The following is a 16,387-nucleotide window of genomic DNA, read 5'->3' as shown; positions in this document are numbered from 1 at the left end:
ATAGAAATTGTGATTAAGCAATTTCTATTTTCTTTGGCTTATGATTTTTAGCTTCCTCTTTTTTAACAAGATTGAAACTAAGAACACCATCTTTGTATTTGGCTTTTACATCTTCTTCTTTTACTGAATCTGGAAGTTGAAGCTTTTTCTGAAAAGAATTATAGCTAAACTCTTTACGTGTGTAGTTGTCTTCTTTTTCTTCTTTAGAGTTTGAGCTTTCAGCTGAAATGTTTAAGCAACCATTATCAACGGTAACATCAAAGTCTTTTTTAGCAAACCCAGGAGCTGCTAATTCAACTTCAAATGCATCTTTAGTTTCCTTAATGTTTAATGCAGGTTCATCGAGTTTCTTATTCCATAAACGGTTGTTGAAGACATCGTTGTTGTCAAAAAAATCTGATGTAATAAGATTTTCTAAAGGGTTTCTTTTAAATTTTACTAGTGACATAATTTTAAGATTTAAATTAAACAATAATTATAGTGCTAAATTATATCTAAAACAGAGTATATCAAATGATCTAGATCAGTGGAATGGTCTAATTATGAATGTTTAATATTTTTTTACTGTATAAATATTTAACCATGAATAGATGGGAACCTAACTATCATATTAATACTCAAATTTTGATTTATGTTACGGTATATTGGTTAAAATATTTGGATCAATTAAAGTATGAAATAGATGCTTATTACAGCTTATAGATGTCAATATGAGCTTTTTTATTGTTGTTTTTGTAAAACAACTTTCTGTATTATTGAAAAGTAACACAATATGCATGCTCTATTACAAGTGCTATGATGTATATTTACAAAAAAAATAATTCTAACAGATTTGTAATTATTGATAGGTTATTTTTTATCGTCATTAATATAAAGTTATTCTCTACATAACTTATTTTCATCAATAAAATATTTATATAAATAATACATGGATTTTACTAACCCTTTAGTTTACGGAGTTCCTTGTTTTTTAGGTTTTATCGCCTTAGAATTATCATATAGTAAAGTTTTTGATGATAAGAAACTTTATAATTGGAGAGATTTAATATCAAGTGTCTCACTTGGTGTAGGATCTGTAATACTTGGTGCTCTTATTAAAACAGTGTCTGTTATTTTTGTGCTTAATTTTGCTTATGACATTTTTAATCCAATGGTAAATGGCATTCGTACAAATATCATGGGATGGGAATCTTTTGGTTATGCTTGGTATATTTGGGTTATTTGTATGTTATTAGATGATTTTACCTATTATTGGTTCCATCGCCAAAATCATATGGTAAGGTTTTTATGGGCTGCACATATTGTACATCATTCTTCAGATAATTTTAATTTGGGTACTGCTGTTCGTAACGGTTGGTTTACTATTTTTTATAAGCCGTTTTTTTATGTTTGGATTGTTATTATTGGTTTTCCTCCAGAGATGCTTGTAGTATGTTTAGGAATTGAGGCTCTATGGCAATTTCAACTGCATACTAAGTATATTAAGAAAATGGGCTTTATAGAAAAGATACTTAATACCCATACCATGCACCAAGTTCATCACGCTAGAAATATTGAGTACATGGATAAAAACCATGGTGGTTTTCTCAATGTTTTCGATAGAATCTTCGGAACTTGGAAAGAACTTGACGAGACTATTGATATTGAATATGGAGTTTCTGTACCTCCAAACTCTTATAATCTCTATGTTATTTTAACGCATGAGTACAAAAATATTTGGGAGGATATGAAAAAATCGAAAAATTGGTATCACAAGTTTATGTATGTTTTTGGACCTCCAGGTTGGAGTCATGATGGGAGCACATTGACTATTAAACAAATGAGATTGGAGTTATCTAATTCTTCTAAAATATAAGAATTAGAATGACTTATGTCTAATTAATATTTAATGTTAGAATGATTAGTAGGACAGAGAGAAAGGTTACTTAATTACCAAGAACCTCAAAGTATAGTGCTATTCAGTTAAGTATTTGTAATAGATGAATTAAAATAGTTTAGGAAAAAAAAATTAACAACGTATTTAAGTTCTTTTTTGACTTCACTTAATTCGTATCTATATCTTTTAATTAATAAACAGGTATGAAAAGATTTTTCATAAAAAAGACACCAGAATTTTTGACTAACACTTAAAAATTTTCTGATGCCTAATTTTGAAAAAATAATGTTTATCTATTGAGCACTCCAACCGCCATCTAAAACAAAGGATGATCCTGTTATTGTTGTAGAGCTTTCTTTTGCAAGCAGAGTTGCCATATCTGCAATAGCTTCTAAAGGAACAAATTGTTTTACAGCCTGTTTTTTAAGCATCACCTTTTCAACAACTTCGTCTTCGGTCATATTGTGTGCTTTAGCTTGGTCTTTTATTTGACCTTCAACTAAAGGTGTTTTAACATAACCAGGACAAATAGCATTACATGTTATATTAAAAGGAGCTCCTTCTAAGGCTAATACTTTGGTCATACCAATTACACCATGTTTTGCAGTAACGTAAGCAGATTTAAACTCTGAGGCTCTTATACCATGTACAGAAGAGACATTGATTATTCTACCAAATTTCTGTGTCTTCATTTGTTTCCAAACCGCTTTTGACGCATAAAACACAGCGTTCATGTTTATTGCTATTATGTTTTCATATTTATTATTTGGAAACTCTTCAATTGGAGACACAAATTGGATTCCTGCATTATTTACTAAAACATGAAGCTCTCCAAATGTTTTTATGGTTTCAAAAACTAATTCTTCAATAGCTTCAGATTGTAATAAATTGGCATTAGAAAAAGCGACTTTAACTCTGTATTTATTACCAACTTTGTTAGCAATTTTTGCTCCATTGGCTTCTAAGCCGTGAAACATAATATTATAACCTTCTTTGGCAAATTGATGTGCGATGCCTAATCCAATTCCGCTCGTGCTTCCTGTAATAAGAACTGTTTTATTCATGCTTTAAAAATTTTTCAAGTTCTACATTGAATGCATCTGGTTGATCTATTACTACTCCATGTCTTGAGTTTTTAATAACTGCTAAAGTGGCATTTGGTAGTTTTTTGACATAGTCTTCTTTAAACGATACTGGTGTATAATCCATATCTGACGCAACTACAAGTGTTCTAGTTTTTATGTCTTTTAATTTGTCACCTAAACCCCAAGCCATTAACGTGGTAAAAGATTTATAGTAAGAATTGTAGTCATTATTCTTGCATCGCAATTCAAATTCGTTTCTTAAATCAATTTGATGCGTTTCTGGAAACATATTAAATGAAATCTCTTTGGCTAAAGGAGCTAGTCCTTTTGTTTCTAAAAATTCAGTTCTATTTTTTAAAAGATCTTCACCAATTTTCCCCATGTCATTAAAATCTGGACCACTATTTACAATCACCAGATTTTCTAAGTATTCAGGATGCTTAGAAGCCATTTCAAAAGCTACAGCTCCTCCCATTGAGAAACCAACAATTGTTGCTTTTTTTATATTTTTTTGATCTAGAAATTGCTTAACATCTTCAGTCATTAATTCTACACCATAATCATGTAATGGTTTTGTAGAATTACCATGACCTCTTAGATCCAATGTAATAACACGATGTGTTTTAGAAAAGAAAGGGACTTGTGCGTCCCAATCTTTTTTTGTTGATCCTAATCCATGAAGTAGAAGGAGTACGTTTCCATTTCCATAATCTTCATAATCAAGTTCTATAGTATTAACTTGTATTTTTGACATGATTTAGAAACTTAGTTATTACTTGATGATTTCTTATTAAAGAAATTCATTGTGTATTTTAATTCAAAAGATACTAGTGTTTCAATTACTGGAGAAGCAACAAACTCTCTAATGTCTGCATTAAATAAATTTGTTATACTTAAACCAAAAGATAGGTTGTCGTTAAAGTTATAACCTGCATTAGCATCTACTGTGAAACCTCCTAATTGTCCATAGTTCCATGTTCTTCCTACCTGTGCGTTTTCAACAATTTCATTTACTCCATCACCATCTTGATCTTGTGTTTCTGCTGCAACATTTATACCTGAGAAGAAATCATATTTTTGAACATATCTACCATACATTGCACCATAAAACTTGCCTTTATTGTAGTGAACTCCTAAACTGAATTTGTGATTAGGTGTGTTTATTGGTAATTCACTTTCTAAAACTTGACCATCTAAATTTCCGTCATTAGCTAGATCATTTTTATCTAAATCACGACCAAAATAAGAGTAGTTAAAAGACGATCTAAAATTATCATTAAAATAGTAGTTTAATCCAACGTCTAATCCATAAGTGTCAACATGGCCAAAGTTTAGATAAGTTAACACAAAAGAACCAGTAGAACCTTCAATAACATCTCCAATTGGTTGGTCGCCAATATGTGTTACATTATTACCATTTGCAGCATCTGCAATGTTTCGTAACGGACTAATAAAATTATCAGATTGATTGTAATATGCATTCGTATCAATAAATAATTTTTCAGTTAGTTTTCCTTTGTATCCAATTTCATATGAATTGATAGTTTCTACATCTAATTTTTGAATTTTAGTTCCGTCTGTTAAAGTAAATCCTTCACCATTTCCTAAAACGAGTCCTCCAAATAAGTTTCCTTTAAGGTTTAGAATAGAAGGTACAGCGATTCCTTTTCCGTAGGTAATTCTAAAAGTACCATTTTTAACTTTTTTAGTTATTGCTGCTTTTGGGATAAAGTTAGAACCATATAACTTATGGTTGTCTATTCTTCCTCCTAATAAAAATCCCCAACCAGAATCGGCTAATTTATATTCTAATTGTGTATAAATTCCTGTTTGGTCTAAATCTATTCCACCTTCATCTAAAAGGTAAGTACCTCTAGAATCTGCCATGTCTAATTGGTATTGTGCTCCAGCAGTTAAATAGAATTTATCCCAATTATTATTGTACTGTGCTTCTGCATTAAAACGTTTAGAAGCATCTTTAAAAACTGCACCACGATCTAGTGCAACACCTTCACCAAAATTGGCACCTGTTTGAAACCATTGTTCTGTAAATGAACGTTCACGAGCTTCTGTATCACTAAACCCATTTTCAATAAATGACACATAATTTTGTGTGCGTTGATTCATCGCATAGGTTTCATCTGTATTACTCCATGTGTAGTATGTATTAGCAAAAAAGTTTTTTGATACAAATTTTAATTGAGCTACATCGATACTCCAATCTTTTATTTGGTTTCGTCCAGCATTTGTAACACCAATGTTGTTGCTATTACTGTGTCCATAATAGGCAGATAACTCAGAGCTACTTGTAGGATTATAAAATAATGTAGCACCATATTTTTGACTATCAAAATCACGATCCAAGTCTAGTTCTTTGTATGCTGTTGTACCAACATAAACACTATCTACATAATCAAATTCTGTTCCTTGAGATCTTTCAAAGTGAACCTTATAAGCAAATTTATCATTGATTACTTGAGCGTGTCTCAATCTTGCCGTTAAGACACTTTGATTTCCACCACCAACAGCAATTGTTGTTCCTTCAGATTGTCTTGGGTTTTTAGTGATGGTACTTACAAGCCCATTATGAGCATTTGGACCATAAAGTGTTCCGTTAGGTCCAAGAAGAATTTCAACACGAGCAATATCATCTTTAGTTACTGTAGAAAAAGAACCCATTGGTAATCCTGTAGCAATTAGCGTAGATAGTCTATCATCTGTAACTTGTAAATTTTTAGAATTAAAAGCAGAGTTAAATCCTCTTATATTGATTCCTGTTCCTAAAACACCACTTCTTACAAAATCAACACCTTTTTGTCTTGCAGCTAATTCGCCAATATTAAAACTTGGAAATTCTGCTATATCTCTAGCACTAATCACATTTACTGTAGCTGGTACATCTGTGATTTTTTGCGGTTGTTTATTTGCAGTTAAAATGACTTCATCTAAAACACTATTAGATTCGTTTAATTTTACGTCTAATTTGGTTGCGTTTCCTGAAGTTACAGTAACACTTTGTTCTAAAGTTGCATAACCAATATAAGAAACAGACACATCATAAGTCCCTACTTCTATGTTTTCAATGGCGAAATTACCATCAAAATCGGTCATGGCTCCTTTATTTAAAACTTTAATTGAAACAGATGCTCCAGCTAAAGGTATTCCATTTGCATCTGTAATCAATCCTTTGATTGTTCCTGTTTCTTGAGCGGAAACAATAAAAGAACTAATGAGGGTAAATAATAAAAATAGTTTTTTCATAATACAAAAATGTTGATAAAGTTAGTTTAGTTGGCAATCTATTATGAAAAAGAAAATAAACACTTTCAAAAGTTCAAGGTTTTATGTGTGACTTTTTTAGCTGAAATAGAAATTATTTGAAGTTTGTGTCGTAAAAGGGTTATTTTTACTGTAAAAATTTAAATATGTGACTTTAACTCTAAAAATGCTTCAGGTAAATTATTTGAAAGCCTATCAATGACCTTTATCATCAATTGTTTTTGATTTTTTGTTGGAAGAATATTAATTAAAGGCGCTTTGATTTCTTCTAATAACCGTGAAGAATTTATTTTACCTTCCATGTATCTTGAAAGTGAAATACTCCAAGAGATGTTAGGTACATAATTACTTTGTTTTTGTCGTTCACTTTCTTTTTCAATAAGGTTAAATTTTGAAGATAGTTTTAGAACATCATCATATTTTTCTAAAATAATTAAGACATTAAAATAAGATGTAAAAAAATGATGCCAACGATGGTTTAAGACTTCATTTTTATATTGTTTTAAAAACGTTTTTGCAGTAGATTCTGCAAGATTATTTTTCTGAAGTTCAGAAAGCACACGTATTTGATAGGAGCAATAACCAATCTTTTGATGGTAATTATGTGTTTCTTTATATAAATCTTGGTGTTTTTCTAATAGAGTAAAAGCTTTTTCAGGTTTATTGTTTCGTAATAAAATAGCCACCAAATTATTCAAATACATTAAAGCGTCATTATTATTTTGTCTTATAGATAAATAGCCATAGAATTCTGCTTCTTTAAACTCATCTTGTTTAGAATGTAGTAAAACTCGACTCGCATAATAATTAGATAATAAACGTCTAGAGTACATTTCGCCTTGACTAAAGTAATAATCAATTTGATCAAAAATCACTTTTAACTTATCATTCTCATTATAATTGGTGTACATAAAAGCAAGTAAAACAAATGCTTGATATCTATTTTTTCCATCTATCTTTTCAGAATTAAAAACCTTTAAGAGCCACTTTTCTAAATGTTTAGTTTCATTTTTGTTAAGTGTATATTGATTTGTTATTTCTGCAGTAGCTTCGTAAAGTTTCTCTTTAGTAACAGTAGCTTCAAGGTAATTGTTTTTAAAATTATGTAAAAAATCTGCAACTATTTTATGGTCTTTGTAGCGCATTCTTACTAAAAGGTATGATTTGTACTCTTTAGCAAGCTCGTATAAATTTTGAAAATTAAATTCAATATTTTTATAGGCAGAAATATAATAAAGAAACTCTTTTTCTTCGTTTGAAGTTATTGCATCTGTAAGAATCTTTTTATTTAAAGACATCACCCAAGCAATTGTAGTATCAACATCTATGCTTGCTAACTTCTTTTCAATCCAGTCTTTTATATAGGAATATTTACGCTTATTAATTTCAGCATTAAATTCTACAGGTTTATTTTGAGATAGCGCGTTTGTAATGACTAATGAAATTATGTTGCGTTTTTCTATGTCAGTAAACTGATATCTCGATTCCAGATATTTAGCTTCATTAGGTAAAATAGTCTTGCTAAAGGCTGTGAATTTTTTAAGCTTTGTTTTCATTTCTCACTTACAAATTGTTGAATGAGTGAGTTTACTTCTTTTGGCTTTTCGTATTGTACAAAGTGACCAGCATCTTTTATATAGTTTACTTGTACAGATTTGATATGTTCTGAAGCAATTTTTCCAACATCTTCAATTGTCAAATTTGGATTAAAATACCGATTAGGAATCAGCGCATCCTTATCTCCAAATACAACAAGAGTGGGTTGGGAGATGTTTTCTAAATCTTTTAAAACAGGTTCATCTAACATGCCTGAAATACTATTAACAATCGCTTGGCAATGTGCATCAAAATCTGAAGCTTCCTTTATTAGTTTTCGGTCTTTTACCATTTTAGAAACGTCTTCTGGTTGTTCATGAAAATTGAGTGCGTAATTTTTTTCAATTTGAGAATCAGGTGTGTTTTTAACTGTTTCTTGTGTAAAATAAGATTTCATAAACGTAGCATTTACATCTGTAAATTGCTCTAATCCAGCAGGTGCTACTAAAATTAATTTTTCAATAGCATCAGGATATGCAGTTGCAAATTTAATACTGGCTTGTCCACCCATGGAATGACCAACTAGAATGATATTTTTAAGTTCAAGTTTTTCTATAAATTTATGTAAGATTTCAGCAAAATAACTAGGTGTGTAATCTGCTTTTGGTTTAGACGATTTTCCGTAACCAGGTAAATCTATCGCAATGCAAGTATACTCTTTGCTTAATGTTGCAATGTTTTTTGCCCAAGCATCAGAATTGCTGCTTAAACCATGTACAAATAATAGTGTTTTATCACCTTTTCCCTCTTTAATAAAACTGATATCTAAACTATCTATGGTAGTAATATGGGTTTTAAAATTATATTCTGAAAGTATATCTTTCATAAGCTTTTTTGAGTTTTGAGAAAATAAAGTGGTGTTAAACAATAGTATTAAAAGTAAAGTGCCAAATCGTTTCATTGTTGAGTTTTAATTTCGTTAAAATATTTAAAAAGTTTTTTTCTAGACACTTTTCCTAAACTGGTTAGCGGAATTTCATCTAAAATAAAGATATACTTAGGATGTTTAAAAGCAACTAGGTTTTTGTTAAGCTCCTCTCTAATTTTTATTACCGTAAGGTCGTCGTTAACTAATGTTACAAATGCCATTCCACATTCTCCCCATTTTTTATCTTTTATGCTTAAAACAACTGCTTTTTTAATGTCTTTAATGAGTTCTAATTGTACCTCAATTTCTTGTGGGTAAATATTTTCGCCACCAGAAATATACATGTCATTTTTGCGACCTTTCATATACAAAAAACCTTCGTCATCAGTGCAAGCAAAATCACCTGTGAATAACCAGCCTTTTTTAATTTTGTTACTTGTTTTGACTGAGTTGTTCCAATAGCCTGGTGTTACAATATCTCCTTTAATGCAAAGTTCCCCAACTTCATTTGGTTTTACTATTTCTCCTTTCTTATCTACTATTTTTACATCCAAATAAAAGTTAGGTTTACCGATAGAATTAGGTTTGAGTTGTGCCATTTTATGGTGTAAGGATGTAATGCTTGGTCCAGCTTCTGTTAATCCATAACCTGGTCTGATGTAGATGTTTTTTTCTGTTTTCCAAAAAGAAACAAGTTCTGAAGGTACTTTTTCGCCTCCAGAAATGATATATCGTAATTTTTTTAGGTTGACGTCTTTAAAAACAGGTGTTTTCTGCATCATGAGTAACATGGTAGGTAAAGCCATGAATAATGTTGTTTTATTAAGTTCTAAAAGACATAATATTTTTTCTGCGTCAAATTTTTCGAGCATACCAATATGAGCACCTTTGTGTAATAATGGTGTAACAAAAACATTCCATCCAGAGGTGTGGTAAGGTGGTAAAGTATTTATAGTAGAATCCCTAAACGTAATTCCTAATTGCATTGACGTGTTCAGACTATTCCAAAATAGCATTTTGTTTGTATAGATAACACCTTTAGGTAATCCTGTTGTGCCAGACGTATAGAAAATAAATAGTGGATTATCTTCTTTGATTTGGTAGCTTTTGATAGTAGAATCAATCGGGTTTTGATAATAATCTGCTAATTCGTCAAAAGTTAATAGGTTTAAATTTTGAATTGGTAATTGCTCTGCTTTATCCTTATGGTTGTTGTTATAAATAAATAAACTAGGAGTGCAGTCGGTTATGAGTTTCGTTATTTCAATTAGAGATAAACGATAGTTTAATGGCACAATGATTAATCCCATGCGTTGGCAAGCCACAAAAAGCACCATGTATTCTAAACCGTGATCTGCTAAAACTGCAATTCGATCACCTTCTTCGAGATTGAGTTCAGTGAATTTATGGATTAAGCGATTGGCATAAGTATTTAATTCGCTATACGTATAACTTTTGTTTAGGTCATACGATGTTATAGCAATTTTTTCTGGCGTGTAATCTGCCCATTTAGCTGTCCAATCTAGTCTGTCCAATTTCTATTTTTTTTGAATCTATTTTAAAAATTATATAACCAACAACAAGAGATGTTATTATGCCTATAGCTGCCGAAACTCCTGGATTATTTACAGGCTCTTGCATGTAAGGTGTTAGTCTTCCGTAATAAATGCCAAAATGCACAACAATCGCAGTAATACTAGCAATAAAAACTGATCTTGTGGATACGCTCTTTAAAAATGTGCCAAACAAAACTGGCACAAAAGCAGCAGCAAAGTAAGCATAGACACCATTTTGAGCAAAAATTGCCACACTCACATCTGGATTTTTTATTTGTTGCCAACTTAGTAAAAAGCTCACAATACCCAAAATGATAATTACCACTTTGTTTATAGTTATGGTTTTCTCGGTAAATTTATCTTTAAATAATGGATTAATAATATCTGTAGTAATAGTTATAGATAATGATTGGATTAAACTTTCTAAAGTAGATAATCCTGCAGAAATTAAACCAACAACAATTACCAATCCAACACCAACTGAAAATTTAGTAACCACGTAAGTTGGTATAATTTCATCCATTCTTAATTTTTTATCACCTACCATTAAATCTGGAAAGCTAATTCTTGCATATAATCCAACAATGACCACTAAAAAGAATACAACCATAAATGCAATACCACTAAATAAATAGGAGTTAATTTTACTTGAATCTTTTAATAACAATGATTTTGTTATAATATGAGGCTGACAAACAATAGCAACTCCAATGACAATTTGAGCTACAATGATTTCAAAATAATCTCGAAAAAGAAAACTAGATGTGTTTGTTGGTTCTGTTAGATTTGGATCAATAGCATTTAATTTATCAAAGAAACCAGTAACACCATCTGCAAAATAGTCGTATCCAGAACCAATTAAAATAATAGCAACAATAAACATTATAATTGCTTGAATAGTATTGGTGTAAACCATAGAGTTTGCTCCACCAAACATCATATAACCAAAAACAAATGCTGTAATTCCCATGAGTACATAAAAAGGCTCTGCATTAAGCGATTTAGAGATGACTTGAGTTAATCCAACATTAATAAGTACAATAAATGTTATGAGTAGTAGTGCAATTATTCCGAAGAAAAACGCATAGCTTTTACTGTTATAACGTTTACCAATCCATTGTGCCATGGTTGTAGCTTTAACTGCGTTGCCTTGTTTAATAAAGCCTTTTGTAAAAACAATTAATGAAATAAATGCAGCAATTGGTAATACGATAGCAAATGATATAACTCCAGAAATACCATAAAGAGCAATAAACCCTGGATTAATTATAAAGGTTGCAGCACTTGTCATTGATGCTGCTAACGATAAACCAACAACCCAAGAAGGAAATCCAATATTACCAACGGCATAATCTTTTATATTTGTGTTTTTACGAGCGCCTCTTACGACGAAAAATAAGATTACTGCAGCATAAACTGCTAGTAAAATCCACATATAGGTAACTAATTTGTCTGATGCTATCATTTTCAATTTTGTCTTTAAAACAAATAAAAAACTTTAATTAATTTTAGGTTTCATTATTTGCATTTATAAAGGTGCGACTTTAATATATTAAAACAATATTATTTGATATATAATAAATATATAGGCTTAGTTGCATGGTGTGACTTTTGTAATTTTATAAAACATTTATATATTGTCACAAACTAATTTTATAACTTTTTAGTGTTAATATACTTAAAAAGGTGTCATATAAATCATTACTTTTTCCATACATTTATCAGTGATTAGAAGGTCTTTGAATATATGAAGGTTTTTAAAGTAATCTATGTAAATCAATCGTTTTCATTCTTTTTAAACATTATAGATATGTTCAATTGTAAACGCTTAAAATTAACTTAATGAGTACTACCGAACAAGCCTTAAAAGAACGTATAAAAGAACTGACTTGCCTTTACGAGGTGTCATCTATTATCGTAAATGCAGATATTGATTTTATAGAAAACACATTAAATGCAATCGCATTTAGTTTAAAAAAAGCATTTCAATTTGAAACTGAAACTGAAATTTTTATTACTACAGAAACTCTAAAAATCGCTACAAATTCAATTGGCAACGATTCGGTTTTTCTTTCTTCGGAAATTAAACTCTTCAACCAAACTAAAGGCAAAATTGAAGCACATATGAGCGCTTCAAAATATAGCAAGAATGATTTTTTAAAGGAAGAGCAGTTATTATTAAATAGTATAACACTTAAAGTTGGTAGTTTATTAGAACGATTTGAAATTCAAAACAATGAAACTTCTCTAAAACGCCAAATGGAGCGTGCAGACCGTTTAGGTATTTTAGGAGAAATTACAGCAGGAATTGCTCATGAGCTCAATACACCTTTAGCTAATATTTTGGGCTTTGCAGAATTATTGAAAGATGATTTAGATCAAAAAAGTAAATCATTTGAAGATGTAGATAAGATCATTAAAAATGCAATTTTCTCAAGGGAAGTAGTTAAGAAACTGATGTTCTTTGCCTGTGAAATGCCACAGGAAATGAAACGTGTAAATTTAGTACCTCATATAAAAAATGCAATTAATTTATTAGATGCTACATTTAGAAAAGAGCAAGTTAAGTATATTGTAAAGATAGAAGAGGAAGAGTTGTGGTTAAAGGCAGATCCAATTCAATTAACTCAAATTATTTTCAATTTATTAATAAATGCCATTTATTTTACTCCTATAAACGGTTTGGTAACCATTGAAGCTAAACAAAACACAAAGGAAATTATTCTAAAAATTTGTGATGAAGGTATAGGGTTTAAAATAGAGGATTTAGATAAAATATTTGAACCTTTTTTTACAACCAAACCCATAGGTGATGGTTCGGGATTGGGTTTAAGTGTTGTTCATGGGATTGTAGCTTCTCATAAAGGCTCCATTTCCGCAGAAAATAATAAAAATAAAGGTGCTATTTTTACAGTAATACTTCCTAAAGAATAAATGAAGACATGCAATTACGCAAAGAAAATATACTTATAGTTGATGATGACGTAAATATTTTAGAATTATTACAGCGTCATTTGCAATCATGGAATTATCACGTTTTTAAAGCTATATCTGTTAAAGAAGCAGTTACTATTTTAAGAGACACACAGATAGATTTATTAATTACCGATTTAAAAATGCCAGAAGTAGATGGCTCTGAGCTCATAAAATTTGTGTCTGAGCATTATCCAAAATTGCCAAAATTGGTGGTTACTGGTTATCCATCTGTTCAAGATTCATTAGTAGCTATCAAATCTGGTGTGGTAGATTATTTGACTAAACCATTTACTAAAGAGGAATTGAAATCTGCACTGGATAAATCTATAATGACTTCGGAAGGAAAAGTAAAGCCATCAACAAAATCTTCCGAAGAAAAAAGCAAAGCTTACGGAGAAATTATAGGTAATTCTGAAAAAATAAATGATGTTATTCAGATTATTGAACGCGTAAAAGATAACAAAGCCACTATTTTTATTAAAGGAGAAAGTGGTACAGGAAAAGAATTAGTTGCGAGAGCAATTCACTATCAAGGTCAATTTTCTAGAGCGCCTTTTATCGCAGTAAATTGTGGAGCAATCCCAGAAAACTTATTGGAAGCTGAGTTGTTTGGTTACTTAAAAGGCGCGTTTACAGGAGCAGAAACCAATAGAGAAGGGTTTTTTCAAGCAGCAAATGGAGGTACTATTTTTTTAGATGAAATTGGAAATGCTTCACTTGCAGTACAATCTCGTTTATTACGCGTATTACAAGAAAAAGAAGTGGTTAAAGTTGGCGCTACAAAAGCTGAGAAAATTGATGTTAGAATTATTGCAGCGACCAATAGTGATTTAAAAGAGATGATTGAAAAGCAAACCTTTAGAGAAGATTTATTTTACAGACTTACAGTTGTTGAAATTGAAGTAGCACCATTGCGAGAACGAAAAGAAGATATTACCTTACTAGTTGATAAATTTCTTTTTAAATATGGAGTTGAGTATAAAGATAGATTTATAAAAATTACACCTGAAGCACTTACTCTTTTAGAGCGTTATGATTGGCCTGGAAATATTAGGGAATTAGAAAATGTCATTCAACGTGCGGTCATTATGTGCGATAAAATAATAGATGTTTCCCATTTACCAGAACATTTAAAATACAGTTTAAGTTTTTCTTCGGAAACGTTACAACCTTTAAAAGTCATCGAAAAACAATACATTGAAAAAGTACTTAGAGTAACCGGAAACAATAAAACTAAAGCAGCAGAAATTCTTCAAATAGACAGAAAAACCATTCGTCAAAAACTTTCAGAATAACGCTTTTTAACTGATACTTTTTTACCCAACTGGGTAATTATGTCTCAGTTTAATGTGTAGTACAATTTTATTATTAATATTTAAAACCCTTTGTTTATAAGGGTTTTTGTCGTTTTTGACCTTTTCTAAAAATATTATGGCATAAGCATTGCCTTTTGGTATGCAATAACATTAATTAGTTTTAATATGAATCACTTTAATATTTGTCCGACTTGCATGCATAGCAATTCATGTGTGTTAACAACACAAAAAGATAAAGTTTGGTCTTGTAGTGAGTTTGATGAAATTGGACCACCACAAGTTAATTTGAAGGATATGCAACAACCAGAACGTGCACTAGAATTAGTTTAATAAAAATAAAAATAAATAAAGAAAATGATTTTTAACGCATTTAAATCAGCAATGACAACTCGAAATTCAATAGAAAAAAAAGCGAATACTAGAGCTTGTAAAAGTAAATACATCACAGAAAAATACAACGAAAGATCTATAACTAATAGATATTTTAAATAGAAGATATTAAAAAAAATCATATGGCAACATTAACAGCAAATTTGAAAAAAACAAATAAAAAAGTACCTGTTAGAGGTATGATGGATAACGTTATGGAGCAGTTCAATAGTGCTGCAGACCAAATTAATTTACATCCAAACATTAGAAAAATTTTAAGTATTACCAATAATGAAATCATTGTAAATTTTCCAGTAAAAATGGATAATGGTGATGTAGAAATTTTTCAAGGTTATCGTGTACAACATAACAATGCATTAGGACCTTATAAAGGTGGTTTGCGTTACCATCCAACAGTAGATATTGATGCTGCAAGAGCATTAGCTATGTGGATGACTTGGAAAACCTCATTAGCAGGTTTGCCTTATGGTGGAGGAAAAGGTGGCATTAAAATAGACCCTTCTAAATATTCTCTATCTGAACTAGAACGAATTACAAGACGTTTTACGTTTGCTTTAGCCGATAATATTGGACCAGAACATGATATTCCAGCTCCAGATGTGAATACAAGCAGTCAAACAATGGCTTGGATTGCTGATACTTATATGAGTACGCGTCCACCAGCAGAACGTACAGCGAACCAACACGTCGTAACAGGAAAACCAGATGGAAGTGGTGGTTTAGAAGGTCGTGATAGAGCTACAGGATATGGTGTGTATTTATCAATTAAATTTTGGGCAGAAAAAAATGAAATGAACCTAAAAGGTAAAACATTTATTGTTCAAGGTTTTGGTAATGTTGGCTATTGGGCTGCACATTTTTTAGAAAAAGATGGCGCAAAATTAGTTGGTGTACAAGATGCTTTTGGTAGTATACAAAACCCAAAAGGAATTACAGTTGAGGATCTTTTCAATTATACTAAAATAAACGACGGAAGCATTGTAGATTTTCCAAATGCTAAGACTTTAGATAAAAATAAATTTTTCAATTTAAACTGTGATATCTGTATTCCTGCAGCATTAGGAAACCAGATTACTAAAGAAAATGCACCAAAAATTAAAGCAAAACTTATTGCAGAAGGTGCAAATGGTCCTACAAATGTTGAAGGAGAGAAAATTCTATTAGAAAGAGGTGTGACTATTATACCAGACATTTTATGTAATTCTGGAGGCGTTGTAGGTAGTTATTTTGAATGGTTACAAAACCGAAATGGAGAGATTTGGCAATTAGAGGAAGTAATAGCTAAACTAGATAAAAAGATGAAAGAATCTTTTAACAAAGTTTACGATTATGCTAATAATGAAGGTGTAGATATGCGTACTGCAGCATTTTGTATTGCTATTCAGCGTATTGAAAAAGCCTACATACAGAGAGGGATTTTTCCTTGATAATTAAAAATTAAAGAC

At 30.7% G+C, this 16,387-nt stretch carries 13 protein-coding genes; 5 read left to right on the top strand and 8 right to left on the bottom strand.

Going from position 1 to position 16,387, the window contains the following annotated elements:
* Positions 1 to 13: 13 nt before the first annotated feature.
* Positions 14 to 448 (bottom strand): Hsp20/alpha crystallin family protein, encoded by a 435-nt coding sequence (locus WNY78_RS08015; RefSeq protein ID WP_342872680.1) that lies wholly within the window; start codon positions 446 to 448, stop codon positions 14 to 16.
* Between the two features lie 480 nt (positions 449 to 928).
* Between WNY78_RS08015 and WNY78_RS08010 the strand changes: the two genes are divergently transcribed.
* Positions 929 to 1,855: a sterol desaturase family protein gene (locus WNY78_RS08010; RefSeq protein ID WP_342872679.1), complete on the top strand. Its 927-nt coding sequence runs from the start codon at positions 929 to 931 to the stop codon at positions 1,853 to 1,855.
* 314 nt (positions 1,856 to 2,169) lie between these two features.
* On the opposite strand, the gene WNY78_RS08005 is transcribed toward WNY78_RS08010, so the two are convergent.
* The 7 genes from WNY78_RS08005 to WNY78_RS07975 all read right to left on the bottom strand — a co-directional run bounded on the left by WNY78_RS08005 (position 2,170) and on the right by WNY78_RS07975 (position 11,725).
* Complete coding sequence (locus tag WNY78_RS08005) at positions 2,170 to 2,940, bottom strand: 3-hydroxybutyrate dehydrogenase (RefSeq protein ID WP_342872678.1); 771 nt, start codon at positions 2,938 to 2,940, stop codon at positions 2,170 to 2,172.
* Positions 2,933 to 3,715, bottom strand: a complete 783-nt coding sequence (locus tag WNY78_RS08000; RefSeq protein ID WP_342872677.1) for an alpha/beta hydrolase — start codon at positions 3,713 to 3,715, stop codon at positions 2,933 to 2,935. Before WNY78_RS08000 ends, WNY78_RS08005 begins: the two co-directional genes overlap by 8 nt.
* A gap of 11 nt (positions 3,716 to 3,726) precedes the next feature.
* Positions 3,727 to 6,222, bottom strand: coding sequence for a TonB-dependent receptor (locus tag WNY78_RS07995; protein ID WP_342872676.1), 2,496 nt, complete (start codon positions 6,220 to 6,222; stop codon positions 3,727 to 3,729).
* A 158-nt stretch (positions 6,223 to 6,380) separates the two neighbouring features.
* Positions 6,381 to 7,796 (bottom strand): hypothetical protein, encoded by a 1,416-nt coding sequence (locus WNY78_RS07990; RefSeq protein WP_342872675.1) that lies wholly within the window; start codon positions 7,794 to 7,796, stop codon positions 6,381 to 6,383.
* On the bottom strand, positions 7,793 to 8,662 hold the full coding sequence (locus WNY78_RS07985; protein WP_342872674.1) for an alpha/beta hydrolase: 870 nt from the start codon (positions 8,660 to 8,662) through the stop codon (positions 7,793 to 7,795). The genes WNY78_RS07990 and WNY78_RS07985 overlap by 4 nt, the downstream gene beginning before the upstream one ends.
* Before the next feature lie 71 nt (positions 8,663 to 8,733).
* Positions 8,734 to 10,239 (bottom strand): class I adenylate-forming enzyme family protein, encoded by a 1,506-nt coding sequence (locus WNY78_RS07980; RefSeq protein ID WP_342872673.1) that lies wholly within the window; start codon positions 10,237 to 10,239, stop codon positions 8,734 to 8,736.
* Positions 10,214 to 11,725 (bottom strand): sodium:solute symporter, encoded by a 1,512-nt coding sequence (locus tag WNY78_RS07975; RefSeq protein ID WP_342872672.1) that lies wholly within the window; start codon positions 11,723 to 11,725, stop codon positions 10,214 to 10,216. Before WNY78_RS07975 ends, WNY78_RS07980 begins: the two co-directional genes overlap by 26 nt.
* A gap of 377 nt (positions 11,726 to 12,102) precedes the next feature.
* On the opposite strand from WNY78_RS07975, the gene WNY78_RS07970 reads away from it, so the two are divergent.
* The 4 genes from WNY78_RS07970 to WNY78_RS07955 all read left to right on the top strand — a co-directional run bounded on the left by WNY78_RS07970 (position 12,103) and on the right by WNY78_RS07955 (position 16,369).
* A complete protein-coding gene (locus WNY78_RS07970) occupies positions 12,103 to 13,194 on the top strand; it encodes a HAMP domain-containing sensor histidine kinase (RefSeq protein WP_342872671.1) in 1,092 nt (363 codons plus the stop codon).
* A gap of 8 nt (positions 13,195 to 13,202) precedes the next feature.
* Positions 13,203 to 14,531, top strand: coding sequence for a sigma-54 dependent transcriptional regulator (locus WNY78_RS07965; RefSeq protein ID WP_342872670.1), 1,329 nt, complete (start codon positions 13,203 to 13,205; stop codon positions 14,529 to 14,531).
* Between the two features lie 186 nt (positions 14,532 to 14,717).
* Positions 14,718 to 14,882, top strand: a complete 165-nt coding sequence (locus tag WNY78_RS07960; RefSeq protein WP_342872669.1) for a hypothetical protein — start codon at positions 14,718 to 14,720, stop codon at positions 14,880 to 14,882.
* 182 nt (positions 14,883 to 15,064) lie between these two features.
* Positions 15,065 to 16,369 (top strand): Glu/Leu/Phe/Val dehydrogenase, encoded by a 1,305-nt coding sequence (locus tag WNY78_RS07955; RefSeq protein WP_342872668.1) that lies wholly within the window; start codon positions 15,065 to 15,067, stop codon positions 16,367 to 16,369.
* Positions 16,370 to 16,387 lie beyond the last annotated feature (18 nt).

Source organism: Psychroserpens sp. AS72 (assembly GCF_038900375.1).
Taxonomy (GTDB): domain Bacteria; phylum Bacteroidota; class Bacteroidia; order Flavobacteriales; family Flavobacteriaceae; genus Psychroserpens.
The sequence above is the reverse complement of the archived record's forward strand: the minus strand, read 5'-3'. Positions and strand labels throughout refer to the sequence as shown.